The sequence below is a fragment of the Cupriavidus sp. H39 genome (assembly GCF_050271075.1).
Taxonomy (GTDB): Bacteria; Pseudomonadota; Gammaproteobacteria; order Burkholderiales; family Burkholderiaceae; genus Cupriavidus; species Cupriavidus necator_B.
On the sequence record NZ_CP189848.1, the window covers coordinates 63,536 to 77,384 of the forward strand.

Consider the following 13,849-nt stretch of genomic DNA (forward strand, 5'->3'; position numbering starts at 1 on the left):
GCGGTCTCCTCCGGCGCGCTCGCCACGGTCGGTCGGACCGGTCGGCGTGCCTGTTGTACGGGGCGCGGCAACCGGTGCGGCGCCTCCGTTCCTGCCGGAAGAGTGGTGGCGGCTAGCCTGCCGTGCGCCGCCTGCGCGCCGGAGCCTCCGGCGCGGGCTGTGCCATGAAGCGGTCGACCACGCCGGAGGGCAAGGCATTGTCCTCCAGCCGGCTCGCCACCTGCACGCAGACCGTGCGGCACAGCTCGATCACGCTTTCGTCCGCAATGGCGTAGAACACCAGGTTCGCCTCCTTGCGGCGCGACAGCACGCCCGAGCGGTACATCGCGTTGAGATGCCGCGACACATTGGTCTGCGACGATCCCACCGTCTCGACCACCGTGCTGACTGGCTTCTCGCCATCGCACAAGGCATGCAGGATCTTCAGCCGCGTCGGCTCCGCCAGCAGGCTGAAGTAACCCGATACCTTTTCGAACACGCGATCCAGCTCTTCCATGGCGTCCAATATATTCGTATATGCGTGAATGCGCATATAGTGTTTACCCATGGGCGCAGCACAGCATGCTGCGCCCCGCGGGGCGGCGGCTCAGCGGCGCGCCAGCGCCCTGCCCGCCCACAAGCGCTGGCCGAACACGTTGAGCAGCAGCCCGGCCATCACCACCGCCGCGCCGATCCACTGCGCCGCGGACAAGTCTTCGCCCAGCAGCGCGTGCGCCGACACCAGCCCGACCACTGGCACCAGCAGCGTCAGCGGCGCCACCTGGGTGGCCGGATAGCGCGTCAGCAGCCGGCCCCACATGGTGTAGCCGAACACCGTCGCCGCGAACGCCAGGTACGCCACCGCAAACACTGCCGTGCCCGACACCTGCGTCACGCTTTGCGCGATGCGCGCCGGGCCCTCCAGCCACAGCGACAGCAGCGCGAACGGCACGATCGGGACCAGCGCGCCCCAGATTACCAGCCCAAGCAGATCCACGGGGCCGATCTTCTTGCTGACGATATTGCCGCTGGCCCAGCAGAACGCCGCGCACAGGGTCAGCACAAAGCCCGCCACGCTCATCCCACCCGTTACGCCCGGTGCGCCAGCGGCGCCGGCGCCGATCAGCGCCAGCCCGCCGGCGGCGACCGCCATGCCGGCGAGGTTGTGCCAGCGCACCGGCTCGCCCAGCCACAGCGCGGCGATCGCCAGCGTGAAGAAGGCCTGCGACTGCAGCACCAGCGACGCCAGGCCGGCCGGCATGCCAACCGCCATGGCAGAGAACAGGAAGGCGAACTGCCCCAGGCTGATGGTGACGCCGTAGGCCAGCAGCAGCCGCCACGGCACGCGCGGGCGCGGCACGAAGAAGATGGCCGGGAACACCACCAGCAGGAAGCGCAGCGCACCCAGCAGCATCGGCGGCATGCCGGCCAGCCCGACCTTGATGACAACGAAGTTGACGCCCCAGACGCAGACGATGGCGAGGGCGAGGAGACGGTCTCTGGCTTGCATGGGGGTAGCCGGGCGCGAGCGCGCGGGAGGTCGATCGGGACGCCTAGGGTAGCAGCGCCGGTGCGCGCGGCATTGCACGTTCTTGCGGTTTTGTGCGGGCACGAAGCGCCCGCACAAAACCGCTGTCAGCCCAGCATCTCCGCCCAGATCCCCCTGGCCCAGGCCAGCGCGTAATCGCCCTCGAGCGCCGTCGGCGCCGGCGACAGCCCGCCCGAGCCCGGCACCGTGACCATGGTTTTCTGTGCCGCGTCGTAGCGATGCACGCTCGACACATGCACCGCCTCGCGGTCGGAGGTGAAGCTGTAGCAGGTGTTGTTGTACAGCGGCTCCGGGTCCGGCCCGCGGCCCGACAGCAGTGCAACCAGCGCCGCCGCCGCGACCTTGCCGTGCTGGTTGGCCATATGGCCGGACTTGGGCATCAGCGGCGCGATCTGGATAGCGTCGCCGATCACGTGGATATGGGCGGCGGCGCGCGACTCGAAGCTGAGGAAGTCCACCTCGCACCACTTGGCGTTGGCCGTGGCCAGCCCGGCCGACACCGCGATCGCGCCGGCCCGCTGCGGCGGCAGCACGTTGAGCACGTCGGCGCGCACATCGTCCTGCACCTCGAACTTGAGCGTGCGCGTGGCGGGATCGACATCGGCCACCTCGTGCTGCGGCCGGTATTCGACCATGCCCGGGTATTGCGTGGCCCAGGCCTGGCGGAACAGCGCCGCCTTCGAGGTGATGTCCGGGTTGGCGTCCAGGATCAGCACCTTGCTGCGCGGCTTGTGCTGCCTGAAGTAATGCGCCACCTGGCAGGCGCGCTCGTACGGCCCCGGCGGACAGCGGTACGGCGCCAGCGGCACGCTGATGGCATAGGTGCCGCCATCGGGCATCGCCTCCAGCTGGCGGCGCAGCGCGACGGTCTCCGGCCCCGCCTTCCAGGCATGCAGGATCTGGTCGCCACCGGGCCGCTTCAGCCCGGGCAGCGCCTCGCGCATCATCTCGACGCCCGGCGACAGCAGCAGTCGGTCATAGGGCAGCGCGCCGCCGCCCGCCAGGCGCACGGTGCGCCGGGCGGGGTCGATGGCGACCGCAGTGTCGCGCGCGAGCCGCACGCCGTGGCGGCGCGCCAGCGTGTCATAAGGCAGCGTCAGGTCGCCGAGCTGGCGGCTGCCGCCGATCACCAGGTTCGACAGCGGGCATGAGACAAAGGCAGGATTTGGTTCCACCAGCGTCACCTCGATGGCCTGCCCGCTCCATTCGCGCAGATAGCGGGCCGCCGTGGCCCCGCCATAGCCGCCGCCCACGACCACCACCCTGGCGCGGGCCGCGGCGCGCGCCGCGCGGATCCCGGCCGTACCCAGCACTGCGGCGCCCGCGGCGCCGAGGAAGCTTCGTCTCTGCATGGCTCTTCCTGTCAGCGCACGGCGGCAAACCAGGCCGCGATCGCGGCAATCTGGTCGTCGCTGTAACCCTTGGCAATCTGGTGCATCACGGTGGCCGGGCGCGTGCCTGCCTTGAAGGCCTGCATCTGCGCGGCAAGCTCCGCCTGCGGGCGGCCGGCCAGCGGCGGGATCGTGCTGCCCGACGGGGCCCGGCCGGACGGGCCGTGGCAGTTGGTGCAGGCGGCGGCCTGGCTGCGCGCGCGCAGCGCGGCATCGGTGGCCTGGGCAGGCGCCGCGGCTGGCGCAGCGCCGGGTTCGGTCGACTGCGCCGGCTGGGCGCACAGCATTGCTGCCAGCAGCGCCAGTCGCGGCGGCACACGCCAGGCAGGCCGGGGGATCGTCGTTGTCATGGTCTCGCTCCGTCTGGGGCCGGCGCCGCGTTGTCGCAAGTCAGCCAGCGTGGCAACCGTAGCACATCGGCCGGGCCGGTGTGCGTTGCAAACCGCAGAACGAAAAACGGCGCCCGCATGAGCGGACGCCGTCTTGACCGGGGCAGCAACAGCGACGGTGCGCTTCAGGGCAGATTGCGGCCGGGCGGCAGCGCCACCGGCGAAGAGACCGGCGCCGCGACCGGTGCCGCGGTGGGGGCGCCCGCGGTGCCGGCGGTACCCGGGGCCGCACTGGCCGGGGCATCGATCGGTCCGCCCACACCCGGCACCGACTGTACCGGCGCCGGCGTGCCGACGCTGCCGTCGAACGACGGGTTCTGCGAAGTCGAGGCCGTATCCAGGCGCGCGCGCTCGGCGTCGTTGACGTAGTCGAAGGCCTTGACCACCTTGGTCACGCCCGAGGCATTGCGCGCCACGTCGGTGGCCCGGTCGCCCTCGGCGCTGGTGACCACGCCCAGCAGGTAGACCACGCTTTTCTCCGTAGTGACCTTGATCGAGTTGGACGGCACGCCTTCGGCGGTCATCAGCAGGGTCTTGACCTTGCTGGTCAGGTAGGCGTCCTGGCTCTGGGTCATGAAACCGGGCGAGTTGACCACCTCCAGTTCATTGATCACCACGCGCGCATTCTGCAGGCCGCGCACGTACTGCTCGATCTGCTGCTTGACGCTGTCGTTCTTCGCTTCGCCGGTCAGCAGCACCTTGCGGTTGAAGACGGTCACGTTGACCCGGGCCTGACCGCTGAAGCGCGAGTTGATGGTGTTCTCGGCCTCGAGCTGCAGGCCGCGGTCGACGGTCTGGGTGGCGGCCGGGCGGCGGTCGGTGGCCATCGCCACGCCGGTGCCCATGGCGCCGGCGATCACCGGGAAGCAGCCGGCCAGCTGCGTGGCGCACACCAGCGCGGCCGCGGCCAGGCCGGCGCTGACCAGGGGACGGGAAGGATGGCGCGCGTCCGCGCCGTTCCGGGGAGCTTGCGTAGTGGGCAGGTGAGTCATGCGGTCCTTGCTGTGGCTGGATGTTGGAAATAAGGGGCGCGGCGGAGGCCTGGCATCAGGCTTCCCCGAGCAGGGCCTCGTCGATGCCGTTGCACAGGCAGTGCAGCGTCAGCAGGTGCACTTCCTGGATGCGCGCGGTGCGCTCGCTCGGCACGCACAGGTGGATGTCGAACTCATCGAGCAGGCCGGCGATGGCGCCGCCGCCCTTGCCGGTCAGGGCCACCACGGCCATTTCGCGCTGGCGCGCGGCAGCCACGGCGGCCATCACGTTGTCCGAATTGCCGGATGTGGAAATCGCCAGCAGGATGTCGCCGGGCTGGCCAAGCGCCTCGACCTGCTTGGAAAACACCTTGCTGAAGTCGTAGTCATTGCCGATCGCGGTCAGGATCGAGCTGTCGGTGCTTAGCGCAATCGCGGCCAGGCCGGGTCGTTCGCGCTCGAAGCGCCCGACCAGTTCGGCGGCGAAATGCTGCGCCTGCGCCGCTGAGCCGCCATTGCCGCAGGCCAGGATCTTGTTGCCGCTGGTCAGCGCGCCAACCATGCGTTCCACCGCGGCGTCGATATAGGGGGCCATTACCGCCGCGGCCTCTCGCTTCGCTTCGGCACTGTCTAGGAACTGTTGCTGAATACTGTCGATACTCATGGCTCTGGGGCCGGTTTGTTGCCATGGCGATCCGCAAATCGCCGCTCAGGTCTGCCGCGCATTATGACCCAGCCCCGGCGGCATCCGCGTCAAAGGCGTGCTGCAACCACTCCAGCCGGCCGGGTTCGAGCGCCACCACGTCAAAGCGGCATGGGGGCACCCGGGCCAGCGTGGCCAGGTAGTGCCCCGCGGCCAGCAGCACGCGCCGCTGCTTGGCCGGCGTGATGCTGGCCGCGGCGCCGCCGAAGCCACGCCCGCTGCGCTGGCGCACCTCGACGAACACCAGCGTGCCGTCCGGGGTGCGCATCACCAGGTCGATCTCGCCGCCTTTGCAGCGATAATTGCGGACCACGGGCTCCAGGCCCTGGCTGCGCAAGTGGGCCAGGGCCCGGTCCTCTGCCTGCGCCCCGCGTGCCTGACGGCTCGGCTCCTGCGTGGATTTGAATGATCGCATCAACGGAAGTTCTCAAGCATGAGTGACTGGATCTCCCTGGCGGCAAGCCAGTCGTACCCCGCTGGCACGCTGTATGTCGTGGCCACGCCCATCGGCAATGTCGCCGACCTGTCGCTGCGGGCGCTGCATGTGCTGGGGCTGGCCGACGCCGTAGCGTGTGAAGACACGCGCAACACCGGCCAGCTGCTGTCGCGCGTCGGCCTGCAGCGGCCGCTGGTGGCGGTGCACGAACACAACGAGCGCGAGGCCGCGGGCCGCATCGCCGAACGCCTGGCGGCGGGCGAGCGCATCGCCTACGTCTCGGACGCCGGCACGCCGGGTATTTCCGATCCCGGCGCACGGCTGGTCGAAGCGGTGCGCGCCGCCGGCCATCCGGTGGTGCCCCTGCCCGGTCCCAGTGCGGCGGTGGCGGCGCTGTCGGTGGCGGGCGACCTGCTCGATGCCGGCGCGGGCCGCTTCACCTTTGCCGGCTTCCTGCCCCCCAAGCCCAAGGCCCGCGCCGAGGCCATCGCCCGTCTGGCGGCGCTGGACCACGCTTGGGTCTGCTACGAGGCGCCGCATCGCATCGCCGACACGCTCGCCGCGCTCGCCGCGGGCCTGCCGGGCGAGCGGCGGCTGCTGGTCGGGCGCGAACTGACCAAGCTGTTCGAAGACATCGCCGTGTTGCCGGTGGCGCGGGCGCCGGCCTGGCTGGCGGCCGACCCAAACCGGGCCAAGGGGGAATTCGTGCTGGTGGTGGAAGGCGCCGGCAGCGCCGCCGCCGAGGGTGGCCTGCCGGATGCCGAAGCGCAGCGCGTGCTGTCGCTGCTGCTGGCCGAGCTGCCGGCCAAGCGCGCCGCCAAGCTGGCGGCTGCGATCACGGGCGCCGGCACCGACGCGCTGTATCAGCTGGCGCTGGCACAGCGCGCCGGCCACGCCGAAAGTTGATGCCGTGGCCCGCGCGCAAGCACGGGCCTGCAGGTGCGAATGTAATGAGGAGGTGTCAGCGCGCGGCGGCATGCGACGGCGCTGGCGCGGTCAGCGGCGCTTGCGCTTGACGGTCTTGCCGGTGGCCTTGGCCGACTTGGCGGGCGCCAGCGCACTGGCCAGTTCGGGCACCGACACGTCGTCATCGCCGCTGCCGTCGCCGGCCTCGGTGCCGCCGGCATCCACCTGCGGGCCCAGCGCGGCCACTTCGGTGCGGGTCAGGCGGCGGATCTCGACGTTGGTGGCGCCCCGCTCGACAAAGCCCAGGCGGCGGGCGGCGCCGAAGGACACATCCAGCACGCGATTGCCGTGGTATGGCCCGCGGTCATTGATGCGCAGCACCGCGACCTTGTTGTTGCGCAGGTTGCGCACCAGCACCCAGCTGTCCAGCGGCAGCGACGGATGCGCCGCGGTCATGGCGCGCATGTCGAAGCGTTCGCCGTTCGCGGTCTTGCGGCCATGGAAGCCCTTGCCGTACCACGAGGCCACGCCGCGCTGCTCGAACGTGCCGATGTCGGCGCGCAGGCCGTCGAGCGAATTGCCGCTGCGGCCTTCGTCCGGGTCATAGCCGAACAGGTTCCAGCTGCCGGTATCGGGCGAGCGCGCGGAGGGCTTGGCCTCCGCGCGTTCGGTCCTGGCGGACTTGCTGTTTTTGGCCGCGCGCGTGGGCACGGCATCGCCGGCGTCGTTGCTGGCGGTATCGCTTTCAGGCGGCGTGGCACAAGCGGCCAGCACCACGGCGCATGCGGTGCATGCGCCGAGCTTGGCCAGCCGTTGCCAGCGCTTGGTGAGAGCGGAGATTCGTAACATGGGCGGCAGTCTAACATTGACTGTTTGGGACTATCTCTTTCAATTTGTTACGAAATCTGTGCGATTTCGCACGATCGTGGCCTAATTGGCCTGAATCCCGCCTGTGGCAACGGATTCGGGGCGGCGGGGCCCGGCACTAGCCGGGTAATTCATTCATCACACCGATGGCGGCGGGGCGTGCCGAACACCCCTGGCGCTACAATGCTGGGCACTGCCACAGATAGCGCCGCCAAGACGCCCCCGCCGGTACGAGCCGGCCAGATGACACCCCCATGAAAGCCCTGCTCATTCCTGTCACGCCCTTCCAGCAGAACTGTTCACTGCTGATCGATGAAAGCACCGGCGTCGCCGCGGTCTGCGATCCCGGCGGCGATCTCGAGCGCATCCGCGCGGCGGTGAAAGAGCAAGGCGTCACGCTGGAAAAGATCTTCCTGACGCACGGCCACGTTGACCATTGCGCCGGCGCCGCGGCGCTGTCGCGCGAACTCGGCATCCCGATCGAGGGGCCGCACCAGGACGAGCGCTTCTGGATCGACCAGCTGCCCGAGCAGACCCGCCGCTTCGGCTTCGGCCACGCCGAGAGCTTCGAGCCTGACCGCTGGCTCGAAAACGGCGACACCGTGCAGTTCGGCAACGAAATCCTGGAGGTCTACCACTGCCCCGGCCATACCCCGGGCCACGTGGTGTTCTTCTCGCGCCCCAACCGGCTCGCCGTGGTCGGCGACGTGCTGTTCGCCGGGTCGATCGGCCGGACCGACTTCCCGCGCGGCAACCACGCCGACCTGGTCCGCTCGATCCGCACGCGGCTGTGGCCGCTGGGCGAGGACGTGACCTTTATCCCGGGCCACGGCCCGGTCTCGACCTTCGGCGAGGAGCGCCGCCACAACCCGTACGTCGCCGACCACCTGATCGACGCGGGCTGAAGCCATGGCCAAGCGACAGGCGCCCGACACCCGACCCGAAATCTACGTCAGCACCGACGTCGAGGCCGACGGCCCGATTCCCGGACCGCATTCGATGCTGTCTTTCGCCTCGGTGGCGATGCTGGCGGACAAGACCGTGCTGGGCACCTTCTCGGCCAACCTCGAGACGCTGCCCGGCGCCGCCGGCCACCCGGTGCAGATGCAGTGGTGGCAAACCCAGCCCGAAGCCTGGAGCGCCTGCCGGCGCGACCTGCAGCGCCCGGAAGAGGCCATGGTGCGCTATGTCGAATGGGTCGAGGCGCTGCCCGGCAAGCCGGTCTTCGTTGCCTTTCCCGCCGGCTTCGATTTCACCTGGATGTTCTGGTACATGATGCGCTTTGCCGGGCGTTCGCCGTTCGGCTGGGCCGCGCTCGACATCAAGACCCTGGGCTTTGCCCTGACCGGGCGGCCCTATCGCAAGACGGTCAAGGCGGCGTTCCCGGCGGGATGGATGGATCCGCTGCCGCACACCCACGTGGCGCTCGACGATGCGATGGAACAGGGTGCGCTGTTCTGCAACATGCTGGCCACGCTGCGCGAGCGCGAAGGCGCACTGGGTGCGGCGACGCCGGATACGGCAGCCGATGCAAGCGTGCCCTCACCTCCGGAAATTCAAGCCTGATCGCCTGCTGCGATGCGTCAAGCGCGGCGGCATGTCCCTTGCAGGCCGGCGCTCGCAACTGACGCCAGCCAGCCTATAGTAGAAGCGGATATGGCGTTACCGGGCGAAACGAGCCATGACTAACCGGCGCACTTGCGCAGCCACGCCATATTCCGCTTGAGCCATCTTGCCCGGACCGCGCGGCGCCTGCCGAGGAGGTGTCGATCATGCGTTTCCCTACCGACCTGCACTTGCGAGACCTGGCCGGCCGGATCCATTGGCCGCATGCCACGCGGGATGCCACCCCCATTACGCATCACCACTCCTCGGATGAGGACGCTGAAGTCGCCAAGGCCACGCTCTACGTCAGCACCGTGACGCTGGTAGTCCTGCTGGTGGTGCTGGCGGCCATCGCTTTCGGTCAGGAGGCCATGCACTGGCTGGGTGTTCATTAGACGACCCACCTGAAGCAGACTGCCTCGCAGGCCGGCCGGCCCCCACTCACGTGGGGGCCGGTTTTATTTCAGGCCAGCAGCGGCGCGACATTTTCGGGCGGGCGGCCGATCACGGCGCGGCGATTGCGCACCACCACCGGGCGCTGCAGCAGGATCGGGTTGTCGGCCACCGCGGCCAGCAGCTCGGCATCGGTCAGACCGGGGTCGGCCAGGCCCAGCTCGGCATAGGGCGCTTCGTTGTCGCGCAGCATCTCGCGCACCGGCACGCCCAGCAGGGTGTGCAACTGGCGCAGCGTCGACAGCGAGGGCGGATCCTTCAGGTACTCCACGATCTCCACCGGCTCGCCCAGCCGCCCGGCGGCGGCCTGAACCAGGGCAAGGGTCTCGCGCGACTTGGAGCAGCGGGGGTTGTGGTAGATGGTGATCATGGCAGGTCCTTTCTTGTCGAGGCCGCGCCCCATGGCCGGGCGCCGGCACTAATGGGGTGCAAATCAATCCGCACTATATACAAGACAGCGGCCGGCGCGCGCAGCATCATGCGGCGCCTGTCTCCGGCACGCATCCTGCGTGACACCGGGTTCTTGCCCCAGGCGCCATCGCCGATGACCTCCAATCCTGTTTCCGCCACCGAACCCCGCAGCGCTGGCGTGCCCCAGCGCTTCACGTTGCGTGACGCCACGCGCGCCGACGTGCCCGCCATCCACGCCATCTATGCCCACCATGTCCAGCACGGCCGAGCCTCGTTCGAAGAGGTGCCGCCGAGCGTCGACGAGATGCAGTTGCGCTTCGCCGAAGTGCACCGCAAGGGCCTGCCCTACCTGGTCGCCGAGCGCGACGGCGCGGTGCTGGGCTACGCCTATGCCTCAGCCTATCGCGCGCGTAGCGCCTATCGCTTTGCCATCGAAGACTCGATCTACATCGACCACCGGCGCGTCGGCGAAGGCCTGGGCCAGGCGCTGCTGGCCGAGCTGATCGCACGCTGCGAGACCGGCCCCTGGCGCCAGATGGTCGCCGTCATCGCGTGCACCGCCGGCGGCGAAGGCGCGGGCTCGCTGGCCTTGCACGAACGGCTGGGCTTCCGCACCGTCGGCCGGCTGGAGGCGGTGGGGTTCAAGCATGGGCAGTGGATCGATACGGTGCTGATGCAGCGGATACTCGGCGCGGGTGCGACGTCGCTGCCGGCCTAGGCGGAATTGGCTTTCCCAAGTTCAGAGGTGTCTCATAGGCATGCGGGTGTCCAGGTATCGACAATGCCTATACTTTGTCATCACAAGGACACCGGACATGCTTGTGTCGGAAGAAGCCGAACTCACGTTCACGCTGGACACCCAGCTGCATGACGCATTGATTGCCGAAGCCAGCGCCCGGGGAAGCACGCCCTCGGAAATCCTCCGGGACCTGGTGCGCGAATACCTCGATCGCAACGGCAAGAAGCGCGACTACGAGGCTTTCCTGCACAGCAAGGCTGAAGCCTCCCGTGCATCGCTGCGCGACCTGGGTGGCATCCCTGCAGAACAGATTGAAGCGGAGTTCGCAGCCTGGCGCGCTGCGGCCCAGCGGCGAGCTTGAGGGTTGTCTGGACAGCACTGGCCCGGCGCGATCGCACACTAATTTTCGAGTTCATTGCCCAGGATGACGTCGAAGCCGCTGCTCGCATGGATGAACGATTTCTCCAGGCAGCGGAGCGCTTGTGCGCGTTCCCCGTGTTGGCGCCGGCCGGCTGCGTGCAAGGCACCCGCGAATTGGTGGTTCACGAACACTATCGCCTGATTTACGAGGTCGAGCGCGATACGGTGCTGGTGCTCGCATTGGTCCATACGTCGCGCTGCTGGCCGCCGCTCGAAGCGCGGACGTGATCGGATCGGCCAACAAAAAAAACGCCACGGATCTCTCCGTGGCGTCTCTCCAGCAAAGCCAGGCGCCTGCGGCGCGCAGCCTTACTTCATCAAGTCCGACAGCGCCAGCGCCACCACCTTGGTCGCACGGTTCAGGTCGTTCAGGCGCAGGTTCTCGTCCGAGTTGTGGCCGCGCGCTTCCATCAGCGTGCGCGGACCGGCGCCGTACAGCACGGTGGGGATGCCGCGCTTGGTGTAGTGGCGGGCGTCGGTGTAGAGCGGCACGCCTTGCACCGGGATCTCCACGCCGAAGACGGATTCGGCGCGGCTCTTCAGGGCGCCGATCAGCTTTTCCACGCCCGGCAGTTCGGACAGCGGCTCGGCCAGGATGATGCGCTCGACCTTCACTTCGATGCCCGGGCGGTCCTTGGCGGCCTTCTCGACCACGGCGCGGATCTCGCCTTCGGCGTCGAAGCCGATCTCCTCGGGGATCATGCGGCGATCGACGCGGAAGGTCACCAGGTCAGGCACCACGTTGGTGTTGATGCCGCCCTTGATCAGGCCGACGTTCAGCGTGGCGGTGTCGATGCCCGGCACCTTGGACTTGCGCGTCGCCAGTTCGGCGCGCAGGCCGTAGATCGCCTGCAGGATATGGGTGGCGGCTTCGATGGCGTCGACGCCGGTGTGCGGCATGGCGGCGTGGCCCTGCTTGCCCTTGACCGTCACTTCGACGTGCAGGCAACCGTTGTGCGACGAGGTGATGCCGTACGAGAAGCCCGCCGAGATGGCGTAGTCAGCCTTGCTCAGGTTGTTGTCCAGCAGGTACTTCGGGCCGATGTCGCCGCCGGTTTCCTCGTCATAGGTGAACTGCAGCTCGACCGCGCCGTTGATCTTCGCGCCCTGCTTCTCGGCTTCCATCAGCGCCAGCACGGCGTAGGTGTAGGTGGCGAAGTCCGACTTGGACACCGCCACGCCGCGGCCGTACATGACCGGGCCGTGCTCGCTGTCGGCAATCTCGCCGCCGTACGGGTCCTTGGTCCAGCCCAGGCCGGGGGGCACCACGTCGCCGTGGGCGTTCATGGCGATGGTCGGGCCGCCCGTGCCGAACTGCTTGCGCACGATCAGGTTGGTGGCGCTGATCATGCCGGCGGCCTTCACCAGCTCGTCAGGCACCTTGTGCGCCTCCACCGTGAAGCCCAGGCCCTCCAGCAGTTCCTTGGCGCGCTTGCCGTGCGCGTCGCAATCGCCGGCCGGGTTGTCCGAAGGCACCTTGACCAGTTCGGCCAGGAAGGCTTCCTGTTGCGGACGGTGCTGGTCAATGAACTGCGTCAGCGTGGTGTCGATGGGGTTCATATTGTCTCGTGCGGTCATGACTGGTTCTCGTAACTTCTGAGGGAGGTTCGGGTGGGGTTTCCGGGGGCTGGTTACTGCGGCAGCCGGAAGTGCTCGACGAAATCGCTGAACACGCGCGCGGACAGTGCGGCATCCTCGGCGGTCATGGTTTCGGTGGGATGGTGGCTGATGCCGCCGTTGCCGCAGCGCACGAACAGCATGGCGACATCGGCGATGGCGGCAATGGCCATGGCGTCGTGGCCGGCGCCCGACGGCAGGTGGCGCACCGGCACGCCCTGGCGGGCAATGGCGGCGGCCCATTGCTCTTGCAGCCACGGGGCGCACGGCACGCTCTTCGCCTCGTGGGTCTTGCGGATCTGGGAGCGCACGTTGCGGCGCGCGCAGACGCGCTCGATCTCGGCCAGCACGTCATTGACGGCGGCCTCACGCTCGGCGTCGTCGCCGGCGCGGATGTCGATCGAGAACACCGCGCGGCCCGGGACCACGTTGGTGGCGCCGTTGGGGACGTTGAACTGGCCCACGGTGCCGACCAGGCCCGGCTTGCCGCCGCAGCGCTGTTCGATATACAGGCCGATTTCCGCGCCAGCCATGGCGGCGTCGCGGCGCATGTCCATCGGCACGGTGCCGGCATGGCCGGCCAGGCCTTCCAGCTCGACGATGAAGCGGGTCGCGCCGGAGATCGCCGTGACCACGCCCACCGGCAGTCCTTCGTTGAGCAGCACCGGGCCCTGTTCGATATGCACCTCGATAAAGGCGGCCACCTTGCTGCGGTCGCGCCTGGCGGCGGGCAGCTGGGCGGCGTCGAAGCCCGCTGCGCGCATCACCTCGCGCATGGTCTTGCCGCTGTCGTCAACGTTGTCCAGCACGTTGTTGTCGAAGGTGCCCGCGATGGCGCGGCTGCCCAGCAGCGTGGCCTTGAAGCGCACGCCCTCTTCCTCGGCGAAGCCGACGACCTCGAGCGCAAACGGGAAGCGCTTGCCCTGCCGGTTCCATTCCGCCACGCAAGCGATCGGCAGGATCACGCCCAGGTTGCCGTCATAGCGGCCGGCGTCGCGCACGGTGTCGAAGTGCGAGCCCGTGAGCAGCGCCGGCGCGTCGGGCGTGGTGCCCTCGTAGCGGCCGATCACATTGCCGGCGGCATCGCGCCGCACCGTCATGCCGGCCTGCTGCATCCACTCGGTCAGCTGAGCCGCGGCGCCGTGGTGGGCATCGGTCAGGTAGGTGCGGGTGAGCATGCCGGGCTGCTCGGTGTGGGCGGCCAGGGCGTCGGCCCAGGCCATGATGCGCGTGCCAGTCTCTGCGGCGGACGGCGACGGATTTGCTGCCATGCGTGTCTCCTGCTGGAAGTGCGTGAAAGCCGCGGCGGCGTGGCTGGCGGGTGCCAGTGCGGGCGGGACGCCCATGGCCGAAGCTCTATTCTGTGCGATTCATGGTAGCACAGTGAATTCAAAAATTGCATACAAAAATGAT

18 protein-coding genes are annotated in these 13,849 nt (G+C 68.8%); 7 read left to right on the forward strand and 11 right to left on the reverse strand.

The window, feature by feature from the left end:
* Positions 1 to 112: 112 nt before the first annotated feature.
* The 7 genes from ACOCMH_RS15800 to ACOCMH_RS15830 all read right to left on the reverse strand — a co-directional run bounded on the left by ACOCMH_RS15800 (position 113) and on the right by ACOCMH_RS15830 (position 5,397).
* Entirely contained in the window at positions 113 to 532 is a 420-nt protein-coding gene (locus tag ACOCMH_RS15800; protein WP_171516177.1) for an ArsR/SmtB family transcription factor, read from the reverse strand.
* A 54-nt stretch (positions 533 to 586) separates the two neighbouring features.
* On the reverse strand, positions 587 to 1,489 hold the full coding sequence (locus tag ACOCMH_RS15805) for an EamA family transporter (protein WP_427311781.1): 903 nt from the start codon (positions 1,487 to 1,489) through the stop codon (positions 587 to 589).
* A gap of 125 nt (positions 1,490 to 1,614) precedes the next feature.
* A complete protein-coding gene (locus tag ACOCMH_RS15810) occupies positions 1,615 to 2,880 on the reverse strand; it encodes an FCSD flavin-binding domain-containing protein (protein WP_427311783.1) in 1,266 nt (421 codons plus the stop codon).
* Between the two features lie 11 nt (positions 2,881 to 2,891).
* Positions 2,892 to 3,269, reverse strand: a complete 378-nt coding sequence (locus ACOCMH_RS15815) for a c-type cytochrome (protein WP_427311785.1) — start codon at positions 3,267 to 3,269, stop codon at positions 2,892 to 2,894.
* A 164-nt stretch (positions 3,270 to 3,433) separates the two neighbouring features.
* Complete coding sequence (locus tag ACOCMH_RS15820; protein ID WP_427311787.1) at positions 3,434 to 4,300, reverse strand: BON domain-containing protein; 867 nt, start codon at positions 4,298 to 4,300, stop codon at positions 3,434 to 3,436.
* A 55-nt stretch (positions 4,301 to 4,355) separates the two neighbouring features.
* Positions 4,356 to 4,943: a phosphoheptose isomerase gene (locus tag ACOCMH_RS15825; protein ID WP_427311789.1), complete on the reverse strand. Its 588-nt coding sequence runs from the start codon at positions 4,941 to 4,943 to the stop codon at positions 4,356 to 4,358.
* Between the two features lie 61 nt (positions 4,944 to 5,004).
* Positions 5,005 to 5,397, reverse strand: coding sequence for a YraN family protein (locus ACOCMH_RS15830; protein WP_427311791.1), 393 nt, complete (start codon positions 5,395 to 5,397; stop codon positions 5,005 to 5,007).
* A gap of 18 nt (positions 5,398 to 5,415) precedes the next feature.
* On the opposite strand from ACOCMH_RS15830, the gene rsmI reads away from it, so the two are divergent.
* Positions 5,416 to 6,324 carry a 16S rRNA (cytidine(1402)-2'-O)-methyltransferase gene (gene rsmI / locus ACOCMH_RS15835; RefSeq protein WP_427311793.1) on the forward strand — a complete coding sequence of 303 codons (909 nt, stop codon included), beginning with the start codon at positions 5,416 to 5,418 and terminating at the stop codon, positions 6,322 to 6,324.
* A 90-nt stretch (positions 6,325 to 6,414) separates the two neighbouring features.
* On the opposite strand, the gene ACOCMH_RS15840 is transcribed toward rsmI, so the two are convergent.
* Complete coding sequence (locus tag ACOCMH_RS15840) at positions 6,415 to 7,173, reverse strand: septal ring lytic transglycosylase RlpA family protein (RefSeq protein WP_427311795.1); 759 nt, start codon at positions 7,171 to 7,173, stop codon at positions 6,415 to 6,417.
* A gap of 272 nt (positions 7,174 to 7,445) precedes the next feature.
* Between ACOCMH_RS15840 and ACOCMH_RS15845 the strand changes: the two genes are divergently transcribed.
* From ACOCMH_RS15845 to ACOCMH_RS15855, 3 genes are all read left to right on the forward strand, one after another.
* Entirely contained in the window at positions 7,446 to 8,096 is a 651-nt protein-coding gene (locus ACOCMH_RS15845) for an MBL fold metallo-hydrolase (protein ID WP_427311797.1), read from the forward strand.
* A 4-nt stretch (positions 8,097 to 8,100) separates the two neighbouring features.
* Complete coding sequence (locus ACOCMH_RS15850) at positions 8,101 to 8,757, forward strand: exonuclease (protein WP_427311799.1); 657 nt, start codon at positions 8,101 to 8,103, stop codon at positions 8,755 to 8,757.
* Between the two features lie 206 nt (positions 8,758 to 8,963).
* Positions 8,964 to 9,191: a hypothetical protein gene (locus ACOCMH_RS15855; RefSeq protein WP_427311801.1), complete on the forward strand. Its 228-nt coding sequence runs from the start codon at positions 8,964 to 8,966 to the stop codon at positions 9,189 to 9,191.
* Positions 9,192 to 9,259: 68 nt separating this feature from the next.
* On the opposite strand, the gene arsC is transcribed toward ACOCMH_RS15855, so the two are convergent.
* Positions 9,260 to 9,619 (reverse strand): arsenate reductase (glutaredoxin), encoded by a 360-nt coding sequence (gene arsC, locus ACOCMH_RS15860; RefSeq protein ID WP_427311803.1) that lies wholly within the window; start codon positions 9,617 to 9,619, stop codon positions 9,260 to 9,262.
* Positions 9,620 to 9,793: 174 nt separating this feature from the next.
* Here arsC and ACOCMH_RS15865 point away from each other — a divergent pair, with 174 nt between their 5' ends.
* The 3 genes from ACOCMH_RS15865 to ACOCMH_RS15875 all read left to right on the forward strand — a co-directional run bounded on the left by ACOCMH_RS15865 (position 9,794) and on the right by ACOCMH_RS15875 (position 11,047).
* On the forward strand, positions 9,794 to 10,378 hold the full coding sequence (locus tag ACOCMH_RS15865; protein ID WP_427311804.1) for an N-acetyltransferase family protein: 585 nt from the start codon (positions 9,794 to 9,796) through the stop codon (positions 10,376 to 10,378).
* A gap of 97 nt (positions 10,379 to 10,475) precedes the next feature.
* Complete coding sequence (locus tag ACOCMH_RS15870) at positions 10,476 to 10,760, forward strand: ribbon-helix-helix protein, CopG family (protein WP_427311806.1); 285 nt, start codon at positions 10,476 to 10,478, stop codon at positions 10,758 to 10,760.
* Positions 10,757 to 11,047, forward strand: a complete 291-nt coding sequence (locus ACOCMH_RS15875; protein ID WP_427311808.1) for a type II toxin-antitoxin system RelE/ParE family toxin — start codon at positions 10,757 to 10,759, stop codon at positions 11,045 to 11,047. The genes ACOCMH_RS15870 and ACOCMH_RS15875 overlap by 4 nt, the downstream gene beginning before the upstream one ends.
* 81 nt (positions 11,048 to 11,128) lie before the next feature.
* Here ACOCMH_RS15875 and ACOCMH_RS15880 read toward each other — a convergent pair whose 3' ends face one another.
* Both ACOCMH_RS15880 and ACOCMH_RS15885 read right to left on the reverse strand, forming a co-directional pair.
* Entirely contained in the window at positions 11,129 to 12,397 is a 1,269-nt protein-coding gene (locus ACOCMH_RS15880) for a M20/M25/M40 family metallo-hydrolase (RefSeq protein ID WP_427311810.1), read from the reverse strand.
* Between the two features lie 53 nt (positions 12,398 to 12,450).
* On the reverse strand, positions 12,451 to 13,707 hold the full coding sequence (locus ACOCMH_RS15885; protein WP_427311812.1) for an allantoate amidohydrolase: 1,257 nt from the start codon (positions 13,705 to 13,707) through the stop codon (positions 12,451 to 12,453).
* Between the last annotated feature and the right edge of the window lie 142 nt (positions 13,708 to 13,849).